18 protein-coding genes are annotated in these 19,217 nt (G+C 61.9%); 7 read left to right on the top strand and 11 right to left on the bottom strand.

All coding sequences use genetic code 11. The features are described from left to right. Positions 1 to 6: 6 nt before the first annotated feature. The gene (locus BKD70_RS16705; protein ID WP_047275107.1) at positions 7 to 918 is read right to left on the bottom strand and encodes an AraC family transcriptional regulator; all 912 of its coding nucleotides are present in this window, start codon (positions 916 to 918) and stop codon (positions 7 to 9) included. Between the two features lie 101 nt (positions 919 to 1,019). Here BKD70_RS16705 and BKD70_RS16700 point away from each other — a divergent pair, with 101 nt between their 5' ends. From BKD70_RS16700 to BKD70_RS16680, 5 genes are read left to right on the top strand one after another with little or no spacing between them, the layout of a single operon-like run. After that, the gene (locus tag BKD70_RS16700; protein WP_047275105.1) at positions 1,020 to 1,577 is read left to right on the top strand and encodes a carboxymuconolactone decarboxylase family protein; all 558 of its coding nucleotides are present in this window, start codon (positions 1,020 to 1,022) and stop codon (positions 1,575 to 1,577) included. A gap of 32 nt (positions 1,578 to 1,609) precedes the next feature. Next, a complete protein-coding gene (locus tag BKD70_RS16695; RefSeq protein WP_047275103.1) occupies positions 1,610 to 2,677 on the top strand; it encodes an acyl-CoA dehydrogenase family protein in 1,068 nt (355 codons plus the stop codon). Beyond that, positions 2,677 to 3,519 carry an ABC transporter ATP-binding protein gene (locus tag BKD70_RS16690; RefSeq protein WP_047275101.1) on the top strand — a complete coding sequence of 281 codons (843 nt, stop codon included), beginning with the start codon at positions 2,677 to 2,679 and terminating at the stop codon, positions 3,517 to 3,519. Before BKD70_RS16695 ends, BKD70_RS16690 begins: the two co-directional genes overlap by 1 nt. Beyond that, entirely contained in the window at positions 3,485 to 4,684 is a 1,200-nt protein-coding gene (locus tag BKD70_RS16685) for an ABC transporter substrate-binding protein (RefSeq protein ID WP_047275098.1), read from the top strand. The genes BKD70_RS16690 and BKD70_RS16685 overlap by 35 nt, the downstream gene beginning before the upstream one ends. After that, complete coding sequence (locus BKD70_RS16680; protein WP_047275097.1) at positions 4,681 to 5,451, top strand: ABC transporter permease; 771 nt, start codon at positions 4,681 to 4,683, stop codon at positions 5,449 to 5,451. The genes BKD70_RS16685 and BKD70_RS16680 overlap by 4 nt, the downstream gene beginning before the upstream one ends. A gap of 3 nt (positions 5,452 to 5,454) precedes the next feature. On the opposite strand, the gene BKD70_RS16675 is transcribed toward BKD70_RS16680, so the two are convergent. Together BKD70_RS16675 and BKD70_RS16670 are read right to left on the bottom strand one after the other, a co-directional pair. Next, positions 5,455 to 5,715 (bottom strand): helix-turn-helix domain-containing protein, encoded by a 261-nt coding sequence (locus BKD70_RS16675; RefSeq protein WP_047275095.1) that lies wholly within the window; start codon positions 5,713 to 5,715, stop codon positions 5,455 to 5,457. A 145-nt stretch (positions 5,716 to 5,860) separates the two neighbouring features. Then, the gene (locus BKD70_RS16670) at positions 5,861 to 7,246 is read right to left on the bottom strand and encodes a nucleobase:cation symporter-2 family protein (RefSeq protein WP_047275093.1); all 1,386 of its coding nucleotides are present in this window, start codon (positions 7,244 to 7,246) and stop codon (positions 5,861 to 5,863) included. Between the two features lie 185 nt (positions 7,247 to 7,431). Here BKD70_RS16670 and BKD70_RS16665 point away from each other — a divergent pair, with 185 nt between their 5' ends. Then, positions 7,432 to 9,075 (top strand): AarF/ABC1/UbiB kinase family protein, encoded by a 1,644-nt coding sequence (locus tag BKD70_RS16665; RefSeq protein WP_047275092.1) that lies wholly within the window; start codon positions 7,432 to 7,434, stop codon positions 9,073 to 9,075. 55 nt (positions 9,076 to 9,130) lie between these two features. Here the strand turns inward: BKD70_RS16665 and lpdA are convergent, their stop codons facing one another. The 4 genes from lpdA to BKD70_RS16645 are packed head-to-tail and all read right to left on the bottom strand — an operon-like array spanning position 9,131 to position 14,107. Next, positions 9,131 to 10,519: a dihydrolipoyl dehydrogenase gene (gene lpdA, locus BKD70_RS16660; RefSeq protein WP_047275090.1), complete on the bottom strand. Its 1,389-nt coding sequence runs from the start codon at positions 10,517 to 10,519 to the stop codon at positions 9,131 to 9,133. Positions 10,520 to 10,521: 2 nt separating this feature from the next. Next, entirely contained in the window at positions 10,522 to 11,811 is a 1,290-nt protein-coding gene (locus BKD70_RS16655) for a dihydrolipoamide acetyltransferase family protein (RefSeq protein ID WP_047275088.1), read from the bottom strand. Next, positions 11,812 to 12,867, bottom strand: coding sequence for an alpha-ketoacid dehydrogenase subunit beta (locus BKD70_RS16650; protein ID WP_047275086.1), 1,056 nt, complete (start codon positions 12,865 to 12,867; stop codon positions 11,812 to 11,814). A gap of 4 nt (positions 12,868 to 12,871) precedes the next feature. Then, positions 12,872 to 14,107 (bottom strand): 3-methyl-2-oxobutanoate dehydrogenase (2-methylpropanoyl-transferring) subunit alpha, encoded by a 1,236-nt coding sequence (locus tag BKD70_RS16645; RefSeq protein ID WP_047275084.1) that lies wholly within the window; start codon positions 14,105 to 14,107, stop codon positions 12,872 to 12,874. Positions 14,108 to 14,314: 207 nt separating this feature from the next. Between BKD70_RS16645 and bkdR the strand changes: the two genes are divergently transcribed. Continuing rightward, entirely contained in the window at positions 14,315 to 14,806 is a 492-nt protein-coding gene (gene bkdR, locus BKD70_RS16640; protein ID WP_047275082.1) for a Bkd operon transcriptional regulator BkdR, read from the top strand. Between the two features lie 35 nt (positions 14,807 to 14,841). On the opposite strand, the gene BKD70_RS16635 is transcribed toward bkdR, so the two are convergent. From BKD70_RS16635 to BKD70_RS16620, 4 genes are all read right to left on the bottom strand, one after another. Next, positions 14,842 to 15,387 carry a histidine phosphatase family protein gene (locus tag BKD70_RS16635; protein WP_047275081.1) on the bottom strand — a complete coding sequence of 182 codons (546 nt, stop codon included), beginning with the start codon at positions 15,385 to 15,387 and terminating at the stop codon, positions 14,842 to 14,844. A 249-nt stretch (positions 15,388 to 15,636) separates the two neighbouring features. After that, positions 15,637 to 16,536, bottom strand: a complete 900-nt coding sequence (lpxO, locus tag BKD70_RS16630; protein ID WP_047275079.1) for a lipid A hydroxylase LpxO — start codon at positions 16,534 to 16,536, stop codon at positions 15,637 to 15,639. A 227-nt stretch (positions 16,537 to 16,763) separates the two neighbouring features. After that, positions 16,764 to 17,705 carry a PfkB family carbohydrate kinase gene (locus tag BKD70_RS16625; RefSeq protein WP_047275076.1) on the bottom strand — a complete coding sequence of 314 codons (942 nt, stop codon included), beginning with the start codon at positions 17,703 to 17,705 and terminating at the stop codon, positions 16,764 to 16,766. Then, positions 17,698 to 19,161: a cytosine permease gene (locus BKD70_RS16620; RefSeq protein ID WP_047275074.1), complete on the bottom strand. Its 1,464-nt coding sequence runs from the start codon at positions 19,159 to 19,161 to the stop codon at positions 17,698 to 17,700. The genes BKD70_RS16625 and BKD70_RS16620 overlap by 8 nt, the downstream gene beginning before the upstream one ends. Positions 19,162 to 19,217: the final 56 nt, after the last annotated feature.

The raw sequence follows: 19,217 nt of genomic DNA, 5'->3' as shown, positions 1-19,217 counted from the left end.
GGGAGGTCAGCGGCGTTCATGCTGCTTGCGATACGCGCCCGGTTGCACACCGATGGACTTGGTGAACGCCCGGGTAAACGCAGCAATGGAGTGATAGCCCACCGCTGCGCAGGCTTGTTCGACGGTGTGGTCTGTCTGTAGCAACTGACAGGCGTGGCGCATGCGCAAGGCCAGTAATACATGACCGGGGGATTGCCCGGCATGTTCACTGAAGCGCTTGAAAAACGCCGAACGCGACAGGCCAGTACACGCTGCCATGCTTTCCAGGGTCCACGGCTGCTCGGGGTGTTCGATCAATTGTTGCAACAGGGTAGAAAATGCCGGTTGCCGCGCCAGGGCTACCAGGCCGCCGAGGTCGGGGTTGTGGCTGACTTGCTGGCGCAGCACGTACAGAAACAACAAATGACTCAGCCGCTCCAGCAAGGCCGATGAAGGGGCTGGCACACGCTCGCACTCATCCAGAATCAACTGGAAAACAGTGCGCGCCGCGCTGGAGGACGGGTCGTTGGCACGCAGGATCAACCAGGCGGGCAGGGCTTCAAGGATCAGGTCAGACAGCCCCGGCTGAAAGTGAAAAAAGCCGCACACCAATCCGACGCCCTCGTCGGCGTGCGGATCGAGTGCTTGCATGGCCTGACGCGGCAACTGCGCGGCCAGCCCGGCGTCATTGGCGCTGGAAAGCCGGTAGTTCAGGTCTTGCAGCAAAAACAGCGCATCCCCGGCGTTCAATTGCACGCCGTGAGCCTGCCCCTCCACGTGTAGCCAGCAATGGCCCTGTACCACGACGTGAAAACTGGCGCGGGCCAGCCCGTGAGTGCTGCTGTGCCATCCGCCGCAATAGCGCCCGACATGGAACAGGCTGGCGTCTAGCTCAAGGCTTTCTAATAACCAATCAATCAGGGGACTGGACGAATTCATCTAATGGAAACACTCAGAAGCAAGTAATCGCTACTTTAGAATATGGAATCAAATTTTTATAACCAACAGACTGTTCCGACACCTTTTGCAGGAGTCACTTCATGTCTCGTGTCACGCTTCATACCCTCGATTCGGCTCCTGAAGCCGCGAAGCCATATCTGGAAACCGCACAGAAAAATGCCGGGTTCATTCCCAACCTGTTGGGGATTCTAGCCAATGCGCCGGCGGCACTGGAGACTTATGTCACGGTTTCGGGCATCAACGGCAAGGCTGAGCTAACCCTGCCGGAAAGGGAAGTGGTGCAATTGATCGCAGCAACGCGCCATGGGTGCGACTTCTGTGTCGCAGGTCATACCGCTGTGGCGCAGAACAAGGCCAAACTGCCCGACGAAGTCGTCACCGCCCTGCGCGGGCAAACTGAGCTGCCTGAAGAGCGCCTCGAAGCGCTGGCCGCGTTTACCCGCGAAGTCATTGCCAAGCGCGGGGACGTCAGCGACGCCACGTACAGCGAATTCAAGGCCGCCGGTTTCACCGAAGGGCAGGCGCTGGAAGTGATTCTGGGCGTAAGCCTGGCAACCTTGTGCAATTTTGCTAACGTGTTCGCCCGCACGCCGTTGAACCCTGAACTGGCGCGCTATAGCTGGACCCGTCCTGAGTAATCCGGCGGTCCCGATTTAAAGGAGAAATCGACATGCTAGACCCTGTACTGAGTCATTGGCTGGATGCCGAAGCCGAGGCGCTGGACCTCGGCCACAGTGACCCGCAACACGTCTTGTCGCAACTGGCATCGGCCAATGTGCTACGGGTCGGCATCAGCCCACAGCTGGGGGGCACCGGCGGCAATCTGGCCGATGCACTGGAAGTAATGGCCAGCGTTGCCAGCCATTCCCTGGCTTCGGCTTTTGTGTTTTGGGGCCAGCGCGCTTTTATCGAATACCTGTTGCACAGTCCAAACACCGGGCTGCGCGAACGCTTGCTGCCTGACTTGCTGAGTGGCCAATTGGCGGGCGCCACCGGGCTGTCCAACGCCATGAAATTTTTGTCCGGGATTGAATCGTTGCAAGTGCGCGCCCGTGCCCACGCCAATGGTTGGGCGCTGGACGGTCGGTTGCACTGGGTCACTAATTTGCGCAAAAGCGGGTTCGTGGTCGCGGCGGCCATTGAGCGTGAAGAGGGCGGCGCGCCTTTTGTGCTGGCAATCCCTGACGGCTTGCCGGGCCTGCAGCGTTCCGATGACCTTGAATTGATGGGGTTGCAGTCAAGCAACACGGCCGCACTCGACTTCCAGGCGGTGCAGGTCGCCCAAGAATGGTTGTTGCACGACAACGCCAAAGTCTTTCTACCTGCCGTGCGCCCGGCGTTTTTAGGCCTGCAATGCGGGCTGTCGATCGGCCTGGCACGACGTTCGTTGCAGGAGGCCGAAGCGCACTTGCAAGGTCCGCGCTCCGGTTTGCTCGAACTGTTGAATGAACAAAAGACGCACCTGGAAGCTCAGGTGGACGCCTTGAAAACCGGCCTGCTGGAGGGTCGGTTCCTGACGAACCCGGCGGCCCTGTTTAACATCCGCATTGCCTTGGCAGAAGCCACGGCCAGCGCGGTGCAGTTCGAACTGCAAGCCAGCGGCGGCAAAGCCTACCTGTGCGCCCATGGCAGCGCGTTCGCCCGACGCTGGCGCGAGTCGGCCTTTGTGCCGATCGTGACCCCGAGCCTGGTGCAACTGCGGGCCGAGTTGCTGCGTCAGGCCAAGGTCAGCGCGTGATGAGCACGGTCTTGCTGGATGCGCGTGACATCACCCTGGGCTATGCCCGGGGCCAGGGATGGCAATCGGTACTGGAGGGGTTCGACCTGCAACTGGCACCCGGAGAAATCGTGTCAGTGCTGGGCCCAAGCGGGGTGGGCAAATCCAGCCTGCTGCGGGTGCTGGCAGGGTTGCAAACCCCGCACTCAGGCACGGTGAGCCTGTTGGGCGAAGCGGTCACCGCGCCGCACCCCCGGGTCGCGGTGGCGTTTCAGGACCCGAGCCTGTTGCCCTGGTTGAACCTTGAACATAACGTCGCCTTCGGGCTGGATTTCGCCCGCCAGCCCAAAGTGGCCGTCGCAGCGCGCAAGGCGCGGGTCGATCAGGCCATTACGGAAGTAGGCTTGCAACACGCAAGGGGGCAGTACCCGGCGCAGTTGTCCGGCGGCATGGCGCAGCGGGTGGCGCTGGCCCGCTGCCTGGCGCGTCAGCCCCAAGTGCTGCTACTCGACGAACCGTTTGGCGCGCTGGACGAAGTCACCCGCGCCGACATGCAGCAGTTGTTGCTCAGCGTGATTGCGCGGCACAACACGGCGGCGCTATTGATTACCCACGATATTGACGAAGCCCTGCTGCTCAGCGACCGGATTCTGCTACTGGGCCACAGCCCGGCGCGGACCGTCGGTGAGTGGCGCATTGACCTTGCGCAACCGCGTGAAGACCGGGTCGATGAGCTGGGCGCTTTGCGCATCGACATTCTCAAAACCCTTCGGCGGGCGAGCCGCACCCCTGACCTTGAACCTTTACGCGACTCGCTGGAGCTAGCACATGTGCCTGGACGACTTCACACACACTCGGCGTGACATTTTAAAACTCAGCGCCATGCTCACCGCGGCGGGCGCCTTGCCGATGCTCAGCAGCCTGCAGGCCCGTGCGGCGGCCGAGCCGGATGCGCCGGTGCGCATCGGTTACCTGCCGATCACCGACGCCACGCCGTTGCTGGTGGCGCACAACAATGGCCTGTTCGAGGCCGAGGGCATCAAGGCTGAGCGCCCTGTGTTGCTGCGCAGCTGGGCGCAGGTGATCGAAGCCTTTATCTCCGGGCAGGTCAACGTGATTCACTTGCTCTCGCCGATGACAGTGTGGGCGCGGTACGGCAGCAAAGTGCCCGCCAAAGTCGTGGCCTGGAATCACGTGGGCGGCTCCGGGCTGACCGTAGCCCCCGACATCCAAGAAGTCCGGCAACTGGGCGGGCAATCCATCGCGATTCCGTTCTGGTACTCGATCCACAACGTGGTGGTGCAACAGCTGTTTCGCGACAACGGCTTGCAACCGGTCACACGCCCGGTAGGCAGCCCGCTGGCCGCCAATGAAGTGAACCTGGTGGTCATGCCGCCTTCCGACATGCCGCCCGCTTTGGCGACCAAGCGCATCGCCGGGTACATCGTGGCCGAGCCGTTCAATGCCTTGGCCGAAGACTTGAACGTCGGCCGCGTACAGCGTTTCACCGGCGACCTGTGGCGCAATCACGCGTGCTGCGTGGTGTTCATGCACGAGCATGACCTGAACAACCGGCCTGAATGGTCGCAAAAAGTGGTCAACGCCATCGTCAAGGCGCAGCTCTGGACCCGCGATAACCGACAGGCCGCCGCCCAGTTGCTGGCCAAGGACGGAGAAAACCGGTACACGCCGCACAGCAGTGCCGTGCTGCAAAAAGTCCTGGCGCCTGCCGCCAGCGATCGCGCGCGCTATGAAGCGGCGGGGGCGATTCAGCATGGCGACTGGGATGAACAGCGCATTGATTTTCAGCCTTATCCCTTTGCCAGCTATACCGAAGAGCTGGTCACGCGGCTCAAGCACACGCTGATTCAGGGCGACAATCAGTTTTTGGCGGGCCTGGACCCCGCGCATGTGGCGACCGATCTGGTCGATGACCGCTTCGTCAAAAACAGCATCGCCGCCGTGGGCGGGCTCAAGGCATTCGGTTTGCCAGACAGCTTTGAACGCACCGAGGAGTTTGGCTTTTGACTGGCCCGGCACCTTCCACCGCGCGGCAATGGCTACTGGGTGGCGCAGGGCTGTTGAGCCTGTTGCTGGCCTGGTGGCTGGGTGTCGAGTGGCTGGGCAGTGAACAGGGGCTGGCGGCCCGCTTTTCGCCGCAAGCCACATTTGTCAGCCTGTACGAATTACTGGGCAGCGCCCAGTTGTACGAGAACGTTGGGGTGAGCCTAAAGCGCATCGTGGTCAGCCTGGTGATGGCGTTATTGATCGGCGTGCCATTAGGGCTGCTGATAGGCGGCTCGCGCAATCTGGAGGCCGCCACCACGCCCGCCTTTCAATTCCTGCGCATGATTTCGCCGCTGTCCTGGATGCCGGTGGTGGTGATGCTGATGGGCGTGGGCGATCAGCCCATCTACTTCTTGCTGACCTTTGCCGCCGTGTGGCCGATTTTGCTCAATACCATTGCGGGGGTACGCCAACTGGACCCGCGCTGGCTGCAACTGAGCCGCAGCTTGAGTGCTACCCGTTGGGAAACCTTGCGCCGGGTGATCCTGCCCGGTGTGTTGGGGCATGTGCTGACCGGGGTCCGGCTTTCCATCGGGATTTTGTGGATCGTGCTGGTGCCTTGCGAAATGCTCGGCGTGAGTGCGGGGCTGGGCTATTTCATTCTCGACACCCGCGACCGGCTGGCCTATTCAGAACTGATGGCCATGGTGCTGTTGATCGGTGTGCTGGGGTTTGCGCTGGATGCACTGGCCCGTGGCCTGCATCGACGCTGGGTACACGCGGCCTGACACTCAGCGCTCGCTGAGCTGGCCATTACCGGGTGTTTCGGTGTGCGGGTGAGGCGGGTGCGGGGTATGGCGGCCGGTCAGGACGAACAACACGTCGATTCCGACCAGCGTGATGGCCGCCAGGTAGTTGGCGCGGGGCAGGGTGATGTCACGCTCATACAGGCTTTGCGCGTGCCGACCGACTCCACCGGCCTGCGCCAGTTGCTGTTGCGTCAGGCCCAGGCGCATGCGTTCCTGCTGCAGTCGTTTTCCGTAGGTATTCATATCGACGCCTGTTCCAGGCTGGGGGATGGAAAAAGAGTACTGGAAGCGCCGGAAGAGGAAAAGCCTGGAATGTGGCATGTCGCCAGCGTGTGGGGTGAGTTTCATAACCGGGCAGGATCAGCGGGGAGCCTGCCCGGTTATCAACTTAAATGCCTGGTTTTTGCTCGGCTTCCGGCAAGAACCAGTTCAGCAGCAGCGCACAGATACCGCCGGTCGCCACGCCCGACTCCAATACGTTGCGTAACGCCGCCGGCATGTGGGCGAGGAACTCAGGCACTTGCGACACGCCCAGGCCCAGCGCCAGCGACACGGCAATGATCAGCAGCGCACGACGGTCCAGGGTGATGCTGGCCAGAATGTTAATGCCCGATGCGGCCACCGCGCCAAACATCACCATGGCTGCACCGCCCAGTACCGGCTCGGGCACCGCCTGAATCGCCCCGGCCACGCTCGGGAACAGGCCGAGCAGGATCAGCATGGCGGCAATCCAGACGCCGATGTGGCGGCTGGCAATGCCGGTCAGCTGAATCACACCATTGTTCTGGGCAAAGATCGAGCTGGGGAAGGTGTTGAAAATACCGGCCAGCAGCGAGTTGGCCCCGTTGACCAGTACGCCGCCCTTGATACGTTGCATCCACACCGGGCCTTCGACGGGCTGGCGTGACACTTTACTGGTGGCCGTCACATCGCCAATCGCTTCCAGCGAAGTGACGAGGTAAATCACCAGCATCGGAATGAACAGTGCCCACGAGAACCCAAGGCCAAAGTGCAGTGGCACCGGCACTTGAAACAGCTCGGCCTGGTGCATGCCGGTAAAATCCAGACGCCCCAGATAGCCTGCCAGCGCATAGCCCACCGCCAGTGCGATGACGATGGCGCAGCTGCGCATCCACACCAGCGGGATGCGGTTGAGGATCACGATGATCGCCAGCACCACGCCTGACAGCATCAGGTTTTCGCCATTGGCGAACGTGCCATTGCCCATGGCGGTGAAGCCGCCGCCCATGCTGATCAGGCCGACCTTGATCAGCGTCAGGCCGATCATTAACACCACGATGCCGGTCACCAGCGGGGTAATCATGCGCTTGACGAAAGGCAGCACCCGCGAGATGCCCATTTCAACGAACGAACCGGCAATCACCACGCCAAAGATCGCCGCCATCACGCTTTCGACGGGCGTGCCTTGCTTGACCATCAACGCGCCGCCCGCGATCAACGGGCCGACGAAGTTAAAACTGGTCCCTTGCACAATCAGCAAGCCAGCACCGAACGGGCCGAAGCGTTTGCACTGCACAAATGTGGCGATCCCCGAAATCACCAACGACATCGAGACAATCAGGTTGGTGTCGCGACTGGACACGCCCAACGCCTGACAGATCAGCAGGCCGGGGGTCACGATCGGAACAATGATCGCTAGCAAGTGTTGCAGGGCCGCCAGAAAGCCGATCCACGGCTTGGGGCGGTCCTCAAGACCAAAGACCAGATCGCTGTTCTGGGACTCGGCTTCTAGCGGCGTTTTGGGAGAGGTCATGGCGAGCGCCCTTGGAAAAAAGAGCGCGATTCTACTGGTGTTAGGCCAGCACGCCCAGCGTTTGCGTACGCAAGCGTGCCATTGAACCGGTCGCAGGCTTTAATCAGTCGAATGTTTAGGCCCGCCGACGGTCCGAGATAGAGCCGCCCCGGCTGTCAGCCCCCCAGCAACAAGGACCCGTGCCCATGCTCGAACCCACCTGGACCGCCGTCAAACATCACCGCCGCCTTCATCAGATCATCGCCACCCTGGTGCGTTTTGGCGCGCAGGACGTGGTGGTGCGCCTGGGGCTGGGGCGTTTGCTCGCCCAGGTCAGCGCAGAACCGGGTGAGTCACTGCCAGCCAGCAGCGCGCAGCGGGTGCGCATGGCGTTAGAAGCCCTGGGCCCGACCTTTATCAAGTGCGGGCAGATTCTGTCCAGCCGCAGCGACATCCTGCCGCCGCACTGGGTCGAAGAACTGCAGGCGCTGCACAGTCAGGCCTCGACCGTGCCGTGGGAGGCGCTGCACGTGCAGGTGCTTGAAGACTTGGGCTGCCCGCTGGAAGAGGTTTTCGCGGTGTTTGACACCCAGCCGCTGGCCGCGGCCTCTATGGCGCAGGTGTACCGCGCACGTTTGCACACGGGCGAGGAGGTGGTGGTCAAGGTTCAGCGTCCCGGGCTCAGGGGCAAAATGACGGCGGACTTGCAACTGCTGGAAAGCGTCGCCCAGTTGATTGAGCAAAACGAGGCGCTGGCGGTGTATCAGCCCCGCCAGATGGTGCGCCAACTGGCGCGGGCGATGCTGCAAGAGCTGGATTTCACCCAGGAGGGCCAGCATTGCGACAGCGTGGCGCAGCATTTTGAACACGACCCCTCCATCGTGATCCCGCGTATTCATTGGGCCTACAGCAGCCAGCGGCTGCTGGTGCAGGAATTTCTCCCCAGCTTCACGCCGTTGGAGCGCGAGGCGTTGATTGTCCAAGGCCTGGACCCAAGCCTGTTGGCGCAACGCGGGGCCAAAGCCTTCATCAAGATGTTGCTGGAAGACGGCCTGTTCCATGGCGACCCGCACCCAGGCAATCTGCGGGCCATGAGTGAAAACCGCGTCGGATTTATCGACTTCGGCATGGTCGGGCGCCTGGATGAGCGGCGGCGTCTGGAGGTCATGACATTTATGCGTGCGCTGACCGAAGGCAGTACTGAAACCCTGAGCTCGGTCTTGATCGACTGGCAGGGCGAGCGGGTGCAGGACGTGACCCAGATCGAACGTGCGGCGCGTCAATACATGGCACAGCACACCCGCCAGCCGTTGAACATGAGTGCGCTGATTCGTGATTTTCTGACGGTGATGCGTGAATACCGCTTGCTGTTGCCCCCGGACCTGCTGGTGCTGTTCAAGGCGCTGATAACAGCCGATGGCGTGTTGACCCGGCTGGACCCGGAACTGGATTTGGTCGCAACCGCCCAACCTGCGGTGCAGAAGATGCTCCGCGAGCAGTTGAGCTGGAAGGTTGCCCAACGCCTCGCAATGGACGGGCTGCAGTTGGGGCGCGGTGTGTTGGAAGATTTGCCGAAATTGACCCGGTTGATGGTGCATCGCCTCAAGCACGGCGTGCTGGATCTGAAAGTCGACGTGCCGGGGATCGAAAAGCTGGAGCGCTCACTGCGCCTGGCTTCAACGCGCTTGTCGCTGGCGCTGTTGATCAGTGCGCTGTTGATCGCCTTTGGCCCCCAGATCGCTGCGGCGGGGCCCGTATGGCAAGGGCTCTCGGCCATCGGCTGGCTAGCGGGGATTGCCACGCTGGGCGGGTTGTTGGCGTTCTTGTGGAGCCTGTTCAAAGGTTCCTGACGAAAAACGAAGCGGCGCCGGTCAGGCCGGACGCCGCCTCGTGCACGGCACGGTGTTACATATGCAGCGCATGCCCCAGTGCGCGCAGCGCGGCTTCCTGCACTGCCTCGCCCAGGGTCGGGTGGGCGTGGATGGTGCCGGCAATGTCCTCCAGGCACGCACCCATTTCCAGTGATTGGCCAAAGGCCGTGGACAATTCCGACACACCCGCACCGACGGCCTGCCAACCCACAATCAGGTGATTGTCACGCCGCGCCACCACCCGCACGAAGCCGCTTTTGGACTCCAGGGTCATGGCTCGCCCATTGGCCGCAAACGGGAAGCTGGCGCTCAGGCAATCCAGCCCTGCGGCCTCAGCCTCGGCCGGGGTCTTGCCGACCACGACGATTTCAGGGTCGGTGAAGCACACGGCCGCGATCGCCGTCGGGCTGAATTCACGTTGTTGGCCAGCAATGATCTCGGCCACCATTTCTCCCTGCGCCATGGCGCGATGGGCCAGCATCGGCTCGCCGGTCAGGTCGCCAATCGCCCAGACGTTGCGCATGCTGGTCTGGCAGCGGTTGTCGACACGGATCGCCGGGCCGTTCATGGTCAAGGCGAGGGTTTCCAGATTGAAACCCTGCGTGCGCGGGCGACGGCCGACCGCCACCAGCACCTGATCGGTTTCCAGCGTCTGGCTTTCCCCCATACGATTGCGCATCGACAAGGTGCCGGTGCTGGCCTGGAACCCTTCGACGCTGTGTTCCAAGTACAGCGTGATGCCCAGCGCTTTGAGGGATTCGGCAACCGGCTGCGTCAGCTCCATGTCATAGGTGGGCAGGATGCGCTCGCGGGCTTCGACCACCGTGACTTCCGCGCCCAGCTTGCGGTAGGCGATCCCCAGCTCAAGCCCGATGTAACCGGCGCCCACTACGGTCAGGCGTTTGGGAATGTGCGTGGGGTTCAGTGCTTCGGTGGACGAAATAATGGCGCCGCCCAGTGGCAGTATCGACAGATTGACCGTTTCTGAGCCGGTGGCCAGCAGCAGGTGTTCGCACTCGATGCGCTGGCCGTCGACCTCAACGGCCTTGCCATCCAGAATCTTCGCCCAGCCATGGATGACCTTGACGCCATTCTTTTTCAGCAACGCGCCGACGCCCGTGGTCAGGCGATCGACGATGCCGTTCTTCCAGTTCACGCTTTGCCCGATGTCCAGGGTCGGGGCCGTGGTCTTGATCCCCAAGGGCGAACCGCCCGCGCTGTAGCGGTGCGTGGTGTGAAACTGCTCGGCCACGTGAATCAGGGCTTTGGACGGAATGCAGCCGACATTCAGGCAGGTTCCGCCCAGCGACTGGCCTTCGATCAGGACCGTGGGGATGCCCAGCTGGCCAGCGCGGATGGCCGCCACGTAACCGCCGGGGCCGCCGCCGATAATCAGCAGCGTGGTGTGTTGAGTTGGCTGCATGTTCACTCCACAAACAGGGTGGCAGGTTGTTCGAGCAAGCCACGCATGGCCTGGATAAAGAGTGCCGCGTCCATACCGTCCACCACCCGGTGGTCGAACGAGCTGGAGAGGTTCATCATTTTGCGCACCACGATCTGGCCTTTGACCACCACCGGGCGCTCGACGATGCGGTTGACACCAATGATCGCCACTTCCGGCAGGTTGACCACCGGCGTGCTGACGATCCCGCCCAGCGCTCCGAGGCTGGTCAGGGTAATGGTCGAGCCCGACAACTCTTCACGGGCGGCCTTGCCGGTGCGCACGGCATTGGCCAGGCGGGCGATCTCCTCGGACGCGCCCCACAGCGTCAGGCTTTCGGCATGCTTGACCACCGGCACCATCAGGCCGTTGTCGCTTTGCGCTGCGACGCCCACGTGCACGGCGCCAAAACGGGTGATGACCTGTGCCTGATCGTCGTAGCGCACGTTGATCTGCGGGAAGTCACGCAGCGCCACAACCATGGCCCGAACCAGGAATGGCAGCAGGGTCAGCTTGCCGCGGCTGTCGCCCCATTTCTGGTTGAGCTGGGCGCGCAGCTCTTCGAGGGCGGTCACGTCGACTTCTTCGACATAGCTGAAATGCGCGGCCCGGCGCTTGGCATCTTGCATGCGCTCAGCGATCTTGCGGCGCAGGCCGATCACCGGAATCTGTTGTTCGTCGTTGCGTTTGGCGTAACCGCCGACCGGCGCAGGGCTGGTTTGCGTGTCCTGGGCCAAATAGGCATCGAGGTCGTCATGCAGTACGCGGCCAGCCGGGCCGGTGCCGATCACAAAGCGCAGCTCTATACCCGCGTCCCACGCGCGTTTACGCACGGCCGGCGAGGCCAGCGGGCGCTCATTGGCTTCACGGGCCACCGGCGCCGGGCGTGGGGCCGGAGCCACCGCCGGTTTGGCGGGCGGTGCGGTCACGGCGGCCACTTCGACCCGGGCCTGGGGTGCGGCTTTTGGCGCTGCCGCCGCAGCAGGAGCAGGTTCGGCGGGGGCGGCTGCGCTTTCGCGCAGGTTGCCGGCCCCCTCGACTTCGATGCGAATCAGTTCGCTGCCCACGGCCATCACTTCACCGGGCTGGCCGCCCAGAGCCAACACCTTGCCCGCCACTGGCGAAGGAATGTCCACCGTGGCCTTGTCGGTCATCACATCGGCGACCACCTGGTCTTCGCTGACCATGTCACCGACTTTGACGAACCATTCCACCAGTTCCACTTGCGCAATGCCTTCGCCAATGTCCGGCATCTTGATAACGTGCGTACCCATTCAGACCTCCATAACCCGTTGCAAAGCCGCTCCCACTCGCGCCGGGCCGGGGAAATAGGCCCACTCCTGAGCATGCGGGTAAGGGGTGTCCCAGCCCGTGACACGCTCGATCGGCGCTTCCAGGTAGTGGAAGCAGTGCTCTTGAACCAGTGCGATCAGCTCGGCGCCAAAACCGCAGGTGCGGGTGGCTTCGTGCACGACGACGCAGCGGCGGGTCTTTTTCACGGAGTTGACGATGGCGTCCAGATCCAGCGGCCACAGGCTGCGCAGGTCGATGACTTCAGCGTCGATGCCGGTTTCTTCGGCCGCCACTTGTGACACGTACACCGTGGTGCCGTAGGTCAGGATGGTGACTTCTGTGCCGGGGCGCACGATGGCGGCGCAGTCCAACGGTACGGTGTAGTAGCCGTCCGGCACCAGGCTGGCGGCGTGTTTGGACCACGGGGTCACGGGGCGTTCGTGGTGACCGTCGAACGGGCCGTTGTACAGGCGCTTGGGTTCGAGAAAAATCACCGGGTCATCGTTTTCGATGGAGGCGATCAGCAAGCCCTTGGCGTCGTAAGGGTTGGACGGCATCACGGTGCGCAGGCCGCAGACCTGGGTGAACATCGCTTCGGGGCTCTGGCTGTGGGTCTGGCCGCCGTAAATCCCGCCGCCGCAGGGCATGCGCAGGGTCATCGGGGCGATGAATTCCCCGGCTGAGCGGTAACGCAAACGGGCGGCTTCGGACACGATCTGGTCGGAGGCGGGGTAGAAGTAGTCGGCAAACTGAATCTCGGCCACCGGGCGCAGGCCATACGCGCCCATGCCGACCGCGGCGCCCACGATGCCGCTTTCAGAGATGGGCGCGTCAAACACCCGCGACTTGCCGTATTTGGCCTGCAAGCCCTCGGTGCAGCGGAACACGCCGCCGAAGTAGCCCACGTCCTGGCCGAATACCACCACGTTGTCGTCGCGCTCAAGCATCACGTCCATGGCCGAGCGCAAGGCCTGGATCATCGTCATGGTGCTGGTGCTCACGGCGTTCTCCATCTGAATTTTATTGTTGTCGTTCATCTGGTTATAACCCCAATTGCTGACGTTGCCGACGCAAGTGCTCGGGCATGTCTTTGTAGACGTCCTCGAAAATCGTTGCGGCGCTCGGCATTTGCCCGCCCGCCAGGGTGCCGAAGCGTTCGGCTTCCTTTTGTGCCCCGATGATTTCGGCTTCGAGTTCTGCGCTGACGGCGGCGTGTTCGTCTTCGGACCAGTTGCCGGTGGCAATCAGGTGCTGTTTGAGGCGAATGATCGGATCACCCAGCGGGAAGTGGCTCCAGTCATCTGCAGGACGGTACTTGGAAGGGTCGTCAGATGTTGAGTGCGGGCCGGCGCGATAAGTGACCCATTCGATCAGCGTCGGGCCCAGATTGCGGCGCGCACGTTCTGCGGCCCATACCGAGGCGGCGTAAACGGCGATGAAGTCGTTGCCGTCGACCCGCAGGGAGGCGATGCCGCACCCCACGCCACGCCCGGCGAATGTTGTGGATTCGCCCCCGGCAATGGCCTGGAACGTGGAGATGGCCCACTGGTTATTCACCACGTTGAGGATGACCGGGGCGCGGTACACGTGAGCGAAGGTGAGGGCGGTGTGGAAGTCGGACTCGGCGGTGGCGCCGTCACCGATCCAGGCGGACGCAATTTTGGTATCGCCCTTGATGGCCGACGCCATGCCCCAGCCCACGGCCTGGACGAATTGGGTGGCGAGGTTGCCGGAAATACTGAAGAAGCCGTAGTCGCGTACCGAATACATGATCGGCAACTGGCGGCCTTTGAGCGGGTCGCGCTCGTTGGACAGTAGCTGGCAGATCAGGTCCACCAGCGGTACGTCGCGGGCCATGAGAATGCTTTGCTGGCGATAGGTCGGGAAGCACATGTCGTCAAGGTTCAGTGCCAGCGCCTGGGCACTGCCGATGGCTTCTTCGCCCAGGCTTTGCATGTAGAACGACATCTTTTTCTGGCGTTGGGCAACCACCATGCGGGTGTCAAAGATGCGGGTTTTGAGCATGGCGCGCATCCCGGCGCGCAGCACGTCGGTCGGGACGCCTTCGGCCCACGGCCCCAAGGCCCGGCCTTGATCGTCGAGTACACGGATCAGGCCCTTGGCCAGGTCTGCGGTGTCTGCCGGTTCTACATCAATGGGCGGCTTGCGTACCAAACCGGCGTCGGTCAGACGCAGGTAGCTGAAATCGGTCTTGCAGCCGGGACGGCCGGAAGGTTCGGGAACGTGCAGGCGCAGTGGTGCATAGTCTTGATTCATGGCTTTCTCTACGCTCGATCTTGTCGTGTTTTATTAGGGCGCGGGAGCTAGGTACTGCATGCAAGAAATGTCAGTTCAACCGGCAGATCTTGTCCTACAACAATCATATTCCGGACAGTGAAGAATATTTATCTGTAGTTCGTTGTGCTTTACGGCGAATAAGGATAAGAATTCTGCATAAACATAAAAAACAGGTGGTTTTGTCTCATGCGCAAGCTGGATCGAACGGATATCGGGATTCTCAACAGCCTTCAGGAGAACGCGCGCATCACCAATGCGGACCTTGCGCGCTCGGTCAACCTGTCGCCCACCCCGTGTTTCAACCGGGTCAAAGCGATGGAAGAGCGCGGGTTGATTCGCGAGCAAGTGACCTTGCTCGATGCCGACATGCTCGGCCTGCACGTCAATGTGTTTATTCACGTGAGCCTGGAAAAGCAGGTGGAAGAGGCGCTGCAACATTTCGAGGCGGCCATCTCGGACCGGCCCGAGGTGATGGAGTGCTACCTGATGGCGGGTGACCCCGACTACCTGATTCGCGTACTGGTGCCGAGTATTCAGGCGCTGGAGCGCTTCATGATGGACTTCCTGACCAAAGTCCCCGGCGTTGCCAACATCCGCTCCAGTTTCGCCCTTAAGCAAGTGCGCTATAAAACCGCGCTGCCGTTGCCGCCGGGCGGGTTGGTGCTCGAAGAACGCTAAACCGGATGCGGGGACCCGCCTCGAGTTGTCTCAGCTCAGAACCGCAGCCGCCAGCGTTCGTTAAAACGCAAATCCACGACCGCTAACGGCTCGATGTCAATCAGGTTGAACGAAGCGGTGCTGGCCGCCAGGGCATGCAAAATGGCGGCACGGATCACGAACGGATGCGTGACCACGGCAAAATGGCCTTCCTCGCGGAATTCATCGAGCCAGGCGCCCACCCGCAGGCACAGGTCCTGCACCGACTCGCCATGGTGGGGCGCGGCATAGGGGTTGCTGAGCCAGTCCGCCAGGGCCTGCGGGGTGCTCTCTTGCAGGTCAGACAGGCTTTGGCCTCTCCAGTCGCCAAAATCGTATTCTTCCAGCGCGGGCACGATTTCGATTTCGCTGCCCAAGGCATGGGCGGTTTGCAAGGTTCGGGTCTCAGGGGCGCAGAGAATCCGCACCGGTTTTTTCAGCACTGTGGCCAGTTGCCCGGCTTTTTCCAGGCTTTTGCTTTCGGCTGGCTCATCTTGCGGGAACCGGCCCAGACGCTGGGCTTCGGTACGGGCATGGCAAATAAAACTGAGACGAATGGGCATGGTGCAGACCTCCAGAGTCCTGTCACACAATCGCCTGCCAGGGCGGTTCAACAAGCACACGCCAGCCAGTATATGGGCGCGCTTTCGCAACTCAAGGCGCATTGCCATGATGGCTGATTAACACAAGGCGCGGGAAATGACGTGAGACGTGAGACGTGAGACGTGAGACGTGGGGCAAGAGGGCGGGAAGCGCCGCGCAGCCGCTACACAGGTGAGCGACTGCGGGTGTCAGGGTCAAGGGGCAGCGGTTCAGATCAGCAGGAACAGCGCCAGCAAGCCGCCGAAAATGGCCCACTTTTCGAGGTAGTAACGTGTGCGGTTGCGCTTTTTCAGTTCCTTGCCGCGCAGGCGGATTTTGTACAGTTTGGTGAACGCACGGTTCAGGCCGCCGACCTTGTCATTGGCGTCGTTCGGCGAGCTGGCAGAGGCCATCACGGTACGACTGAACCATTGGTTGAACGCCGCCGCCCAGCGGTACTGCATCGGCCGCTCGACATCGCAGAACAAAATAATGCGGTTTTTGTCTGTCTTGTTTTCGGCATAGTGGATGAAGGTTTCGTCGAACATCACGGCTTCACCGTCACGCCACGCGTAATGCTGACCGTCCACGTTGATGTAGCACCCCGGATCGTCCGGCGTGTCCAGGCCCAAGTGGTAACGCAACGAACCTGCGTACGGATCGCGGTGGCGCACCAGCTTAGAGCCGGGCGGCAGCTCGGCGAACATGGCGGCTTTGATCGTGCCAATGCCATTGAGCAGTTCGATGGTGCGTGGGCACAGCTCCACGGCCGAGGGGTGATTGTCTCCGTACCATTTGAGGTAGAAGCGCTTCCAACCGGTTTTGAAAAACGAGTTGAAACCCACGTCATTCGGTTGCTCTGAGCGCTTGATCTCGCCCGCGTGCATCAGCTTGCGGGCTTCTTCGCGGATCTCTTCCCAGTGCGCTTGCAACGGTTGCAGTTCCGGGAAGTCCTCAGGCTTGAAGTAAGGCTGGCTGGGGACTTTGGAGAACAGGTACAAAAAGCAGTTGATCGGTGCCAGAAAGGTTGAATGGTCGCTTAATTGACGGCTCAGCTTATGCCGAACCTTGCCCCGCAAGTGGACATATGCGATGGACAAAACGTAGACAGCAATAATGATGAGTTTCAAGAGTATCGTCACAAGTCGAGAGAAAACGCCGCCCTGTTAGCACGCAAATGGCTCGGGAAACGTAAGAATTACCGCGCACAGGTGCAACAGGAGGGATGTTAAAGGGCAAGGTTAAATCAGCCCTTTAGGCATTTTCCAGCTTTTGTGAAGGTTTTATACACTTTTGCTTACATTCTTTGGTCGTGTTGATTGTGGGAATTAACCCTGAAGATGTTCAGAAATTGCGTTCACACCTCGGAAGTCCGGGCGTTTTGCTGTGCCATGAACCCATCGATCTCCTCTGCACGGGGCGCTGTGGCGGGGCCTCGCCGGGTCACGGCAATGGCCGCCCCGGCGTTGGCCCGTCGCGCGGCTTCAACCGGCGTAGCCCCATGGGCCAACGCCGCGAGCAACACGCCTGTGTGAGCATCACCCGCGCCGTTGCTGTCCAGCGCGTGCACCTTGAACCCGGCAATGCGGTGGTGGCCATGGGTATCGCTGACCCGGCAGCCGCGCGCGCCATCACGTACCACGTTCAGGCAGGTGCGAGGCAAGCGTGCATCCAGCGCCGTCAGGGCATCCTCCAGCGTGTACGTACCTGTGAGGGCCTGCGCTTCATGGCGATTGCTGGTCCACAGGTTCAGGCGTGGCAACAGAGCGTCCAGCAAGTGGGGGGCGATGTCGTTGAGCAACGGGCCGGGATCGAGGCTGATGTGCACATCCCCCGGCAAGGCCAGCAGCCAGTCCAGCAAGGGTTGCGCTTTGCCCGCCTGCAGCAGGCTGTAACCGCTGACATACACGTAGTCGTCATGGGCCACCTGCACCTGTTGCAGATCATCGGTGCTCAGCACGCCCTCGGCGCCGATGTACGAGATGAACGTGCGTTCTGCGCTGGCTTCCGTCAGGGCCACACACAGGCCGGTGTCTGTGTGCGGATCGGGTGGCAGGGTCGGGGTGATGCCTTCGTCGCGCATGGCCTGACGCGCCAGTTCACCGAACCGGCCTTGGCCGTGTCGCCCCAGGTACAGGGCGGGCAGGCCGTTACGCCGGGCGGCGGCCATCACGTTAAAACCGCCCCCGGCGTGGAAGCTGGCGCTGCTGGCCAGCGCATCACCGCCCGAGGGTGGCAGGGTATCGAGTGCCATCACCAGGTCGATGATGATTTGGCCTGTGTGCAGCAACCTAGGCATGGACAGGCTCCGTGCCACTGAGACGCCGGTCACGGGCGCCGCCCAGCAGGGCATACAGGCCGCCTGCCACCACGAAGGTCACCACCCAGCCCATCCCGTTATGCCCCAGCCAGGCATCTGCCAGCGGGCCGACAAACCAGTCGGCCTCGCTGCTGCCCACCCGGGTAAAACAGAACCCCAGGATCAGCGCCACGGCCCAGGCACTCAAGGCCCGCCATTCGATGCCGCCGGTGTACCAATAGGCACTGGAAGGGCTGACGTCCATCAAGTCCTGGGCGCTGTAGTACTGACGGTGGATCAGGTCGACCACAAAGATGGCGACCCACGCGGTAATCGGAATGGCCGTCAGGGAGATAAAGGTAATGAACGGGCCATAAAAGCTGTCTGCGTACAACATGAAGTAAATCGAGCCACAAAAAATCGCGACGATATCCACGACCACCGCCTGGACGCGCTTGATCCTAACCCCGAGGGTCAAGGTGGTCAGGCCCGCGGAGTACACCGACAGGTGATTGGACAGCAACAGGCCGCCAAAGGCGCTGAGTAAATAGGGCACGGCCATCCAGGCGGGCAGCAGGTTGCGGATGGCGGCAATCGGGTCGGTGGCCGAAGCCAGTTCATGATTGCCCACGGTCAGCAAACCGCCGAGGGTAATCAGCAGCACCAACGGTATGCCAGCGCCCCAGGCAGCAGACGCCACCAGTTGCGGGCCACTGACGCTGCGTTTTTGATAGCGCGACATGTCGGCCCCGGCGTTCGCCCAGCCGATACCCGTGCCTGCCGCCATGATGCCGATGCCGATAATCACAGCGCTCATGGGGGCCGAAGGCGCTGCAAACACACCTTGCCAGTCGATGGTGGCGCAGAGAAATCCGCCGACCAGTACGTTGAGGGCGCCGAACACGTAGGTGGCCCATCGCTGGATGACCAGTAACGTGGCATGGCCAAGCCCGGACACTGACAAGGTGAGCAGGGCAAAAATGGCAATGCACAGCAGGGTCAGGAGCGGGGCGCTTTTAGCGTCGGTCGGGGTGCCAAACACGATGGCACTCAGGGCCAGCAAGACAAACGCTGCCGTGGTGGTATTCACGGTTTCCCAGCCGACCCGCGAAATCAGCGACACCAGTGTCGGCCCGATATTGCCACGCACGCCGAAAATGGCTCTGGAGAGTGTCAGGCTTGGCGCGCGGCCGCGTCGCCCCGCAATGGAAATGACCCCGACCACGGCGAACGAGCCTGCGGCGCCGATCAGCGCGACGAGAATGACTTGCCAGATCGCCAAGTGGTGAAAGGCCACCAGCGTGGCGCCCAAAGGCAGCCCCAAAATGCTGATGTTGGCGGCAAACCAGACCCAAAACAGTTGCAGCGGGTTGCCATTGCACTCTATTTCCGGGACGGGTTCGATGCCACGGGTTTCCAGTTGTCCGGCGCTGTGGCCGACGGGGCGGTTGCTCATGGGTGTCGCTCCTGATGCTTATGTAGCGTTTTTAAGCAAAGTGTCGCGCCGGCGTC

This window comes from Pseudomonas sp. BS-2016, from assembly GCF_001806145.1.
GTDB classification, from domain to species: Bacteria; Pseudomonadota; Gammaproteobacteria; order Pseudomonadales; family Pseudomonadaceae; genus Aquipseudomonas; species Aquipseudomonas lundensis.
The sequence above is the reverse complement of the archived record's forward strand: the minus strand, read 5'-3'. Positions and strand labels throughout refer to the sequence as shown.

Bases quoted from the DNA above. Each gene is read 5' to 3' on its own strand.
- BKD70_RS16705 (WP_047275107.1), bottom strand. From the start codon at position 918: ATGAATTCGTCCAGTCCCCTGATTGATTGGTTATTAGAAAGCCTTGAG.
- BKD70_RS16700 (WP_047275105.1), top strand. From the start codon at position 1,020: ATGTCTCGTGTCACGCTTCATACCCTCGATTCGGCTCCTGAAGCCGCG.
- BKD70_RS16695 (WP_047275103.1), top strand. From the start codon at position 1,610: ATGCTAGACCCTGTACTGAGTCATTGGCTGGATGCCGAAGCCGAGGCG.
- BKD70_RS16690 (WP_047275101.1), top strand. From the start codon at position 2,677: ATGAGCACGGTCTTGCTGGATGCGCGTGACATCACCCTGGGCTATGCC.
- BKD70_RS16685 (WP_047275098.1), top strand. From the start codon at position 3,485: ATGTGCCTGGACGACTTCACACACACTCGGCGTGACATTTTAAAACTC.
- BKD70_RS16675 (WP_047275095.1), bottom strand. From the start codon at position 5,715: ATGAATACCTACGGAAAACGACTGCAGCAGGAACGCATGCGCCTGGGC.
- BKD70_RS16670 (WP_047275093.1), bottom strand. From the start codon at position 7,246: ATGACCTCTCCCAAAACGCCGCTAGAAGCCGAGTCCCAGAACAGCGAT.
- BKD70_RS16665 (WP_047275092.1), top strand. From the start codon at position 7,432: ATGCTCGAACCCACCTGGACCGCCGTCAAACATCACCGCCGCCTTCAT.
- lpdA (WP_047275090.1), bottom strand. From the start codon at position 10,519: ATGCAGCCAACTCAACACACCACGCTGCTGATTATCGGCGGCGGCCCC.
- BKD70_RS16655 (WP_047275088.1), bottom strand. From the start codon at position 11,811: ATGGGTACGCACGTTATCAAGATGCCGGACATTGGCGAAGGCATTGCG.
- BKD70_RS16650 (WP_047275086.1), bottom strand. From the start codon at position 12,867: ATGAACGACAACAATAAAATTCAGATGGAGAACGCCGTGAGCACCAGC.
- BKD70_RS16645 (WP_047275084.1), bottom strand. From the start codon at position 14,107: ATGAATCAAGACTATGCACCACTGCGCCTGCACGTTCCCGAACCTTCC.
- bkdR (WP_047275082.1), top strand. From the start codon at position 14,315: ATGCGCAAGCTGGATCGAACGGATATCGGGATTCTCAACAGCCTTCAG.
- BKD70_RS16635 (WP_047275081.1), bottom strand. From the start codon at position 15,387: ATGCCCATTCGTCTCAGTTTTATTTGCCATGCCCGTACCGAAGCCCAG.
- BKD70_RS16625 (WP_047275076.1), bottom strand. From the start codon at position 17,705: ATGCCTAGGTTGCTGCACACAGGCCAAATCATCATCGACCTGGTGATG.
- BKD70_RS16620 (WP_047275074.1), bottom strand. From the start codon at position 19,161: ATGAGCAACCGCCCCGTCGGCCACAGCGCCGGACAACTGGAAACCCGT.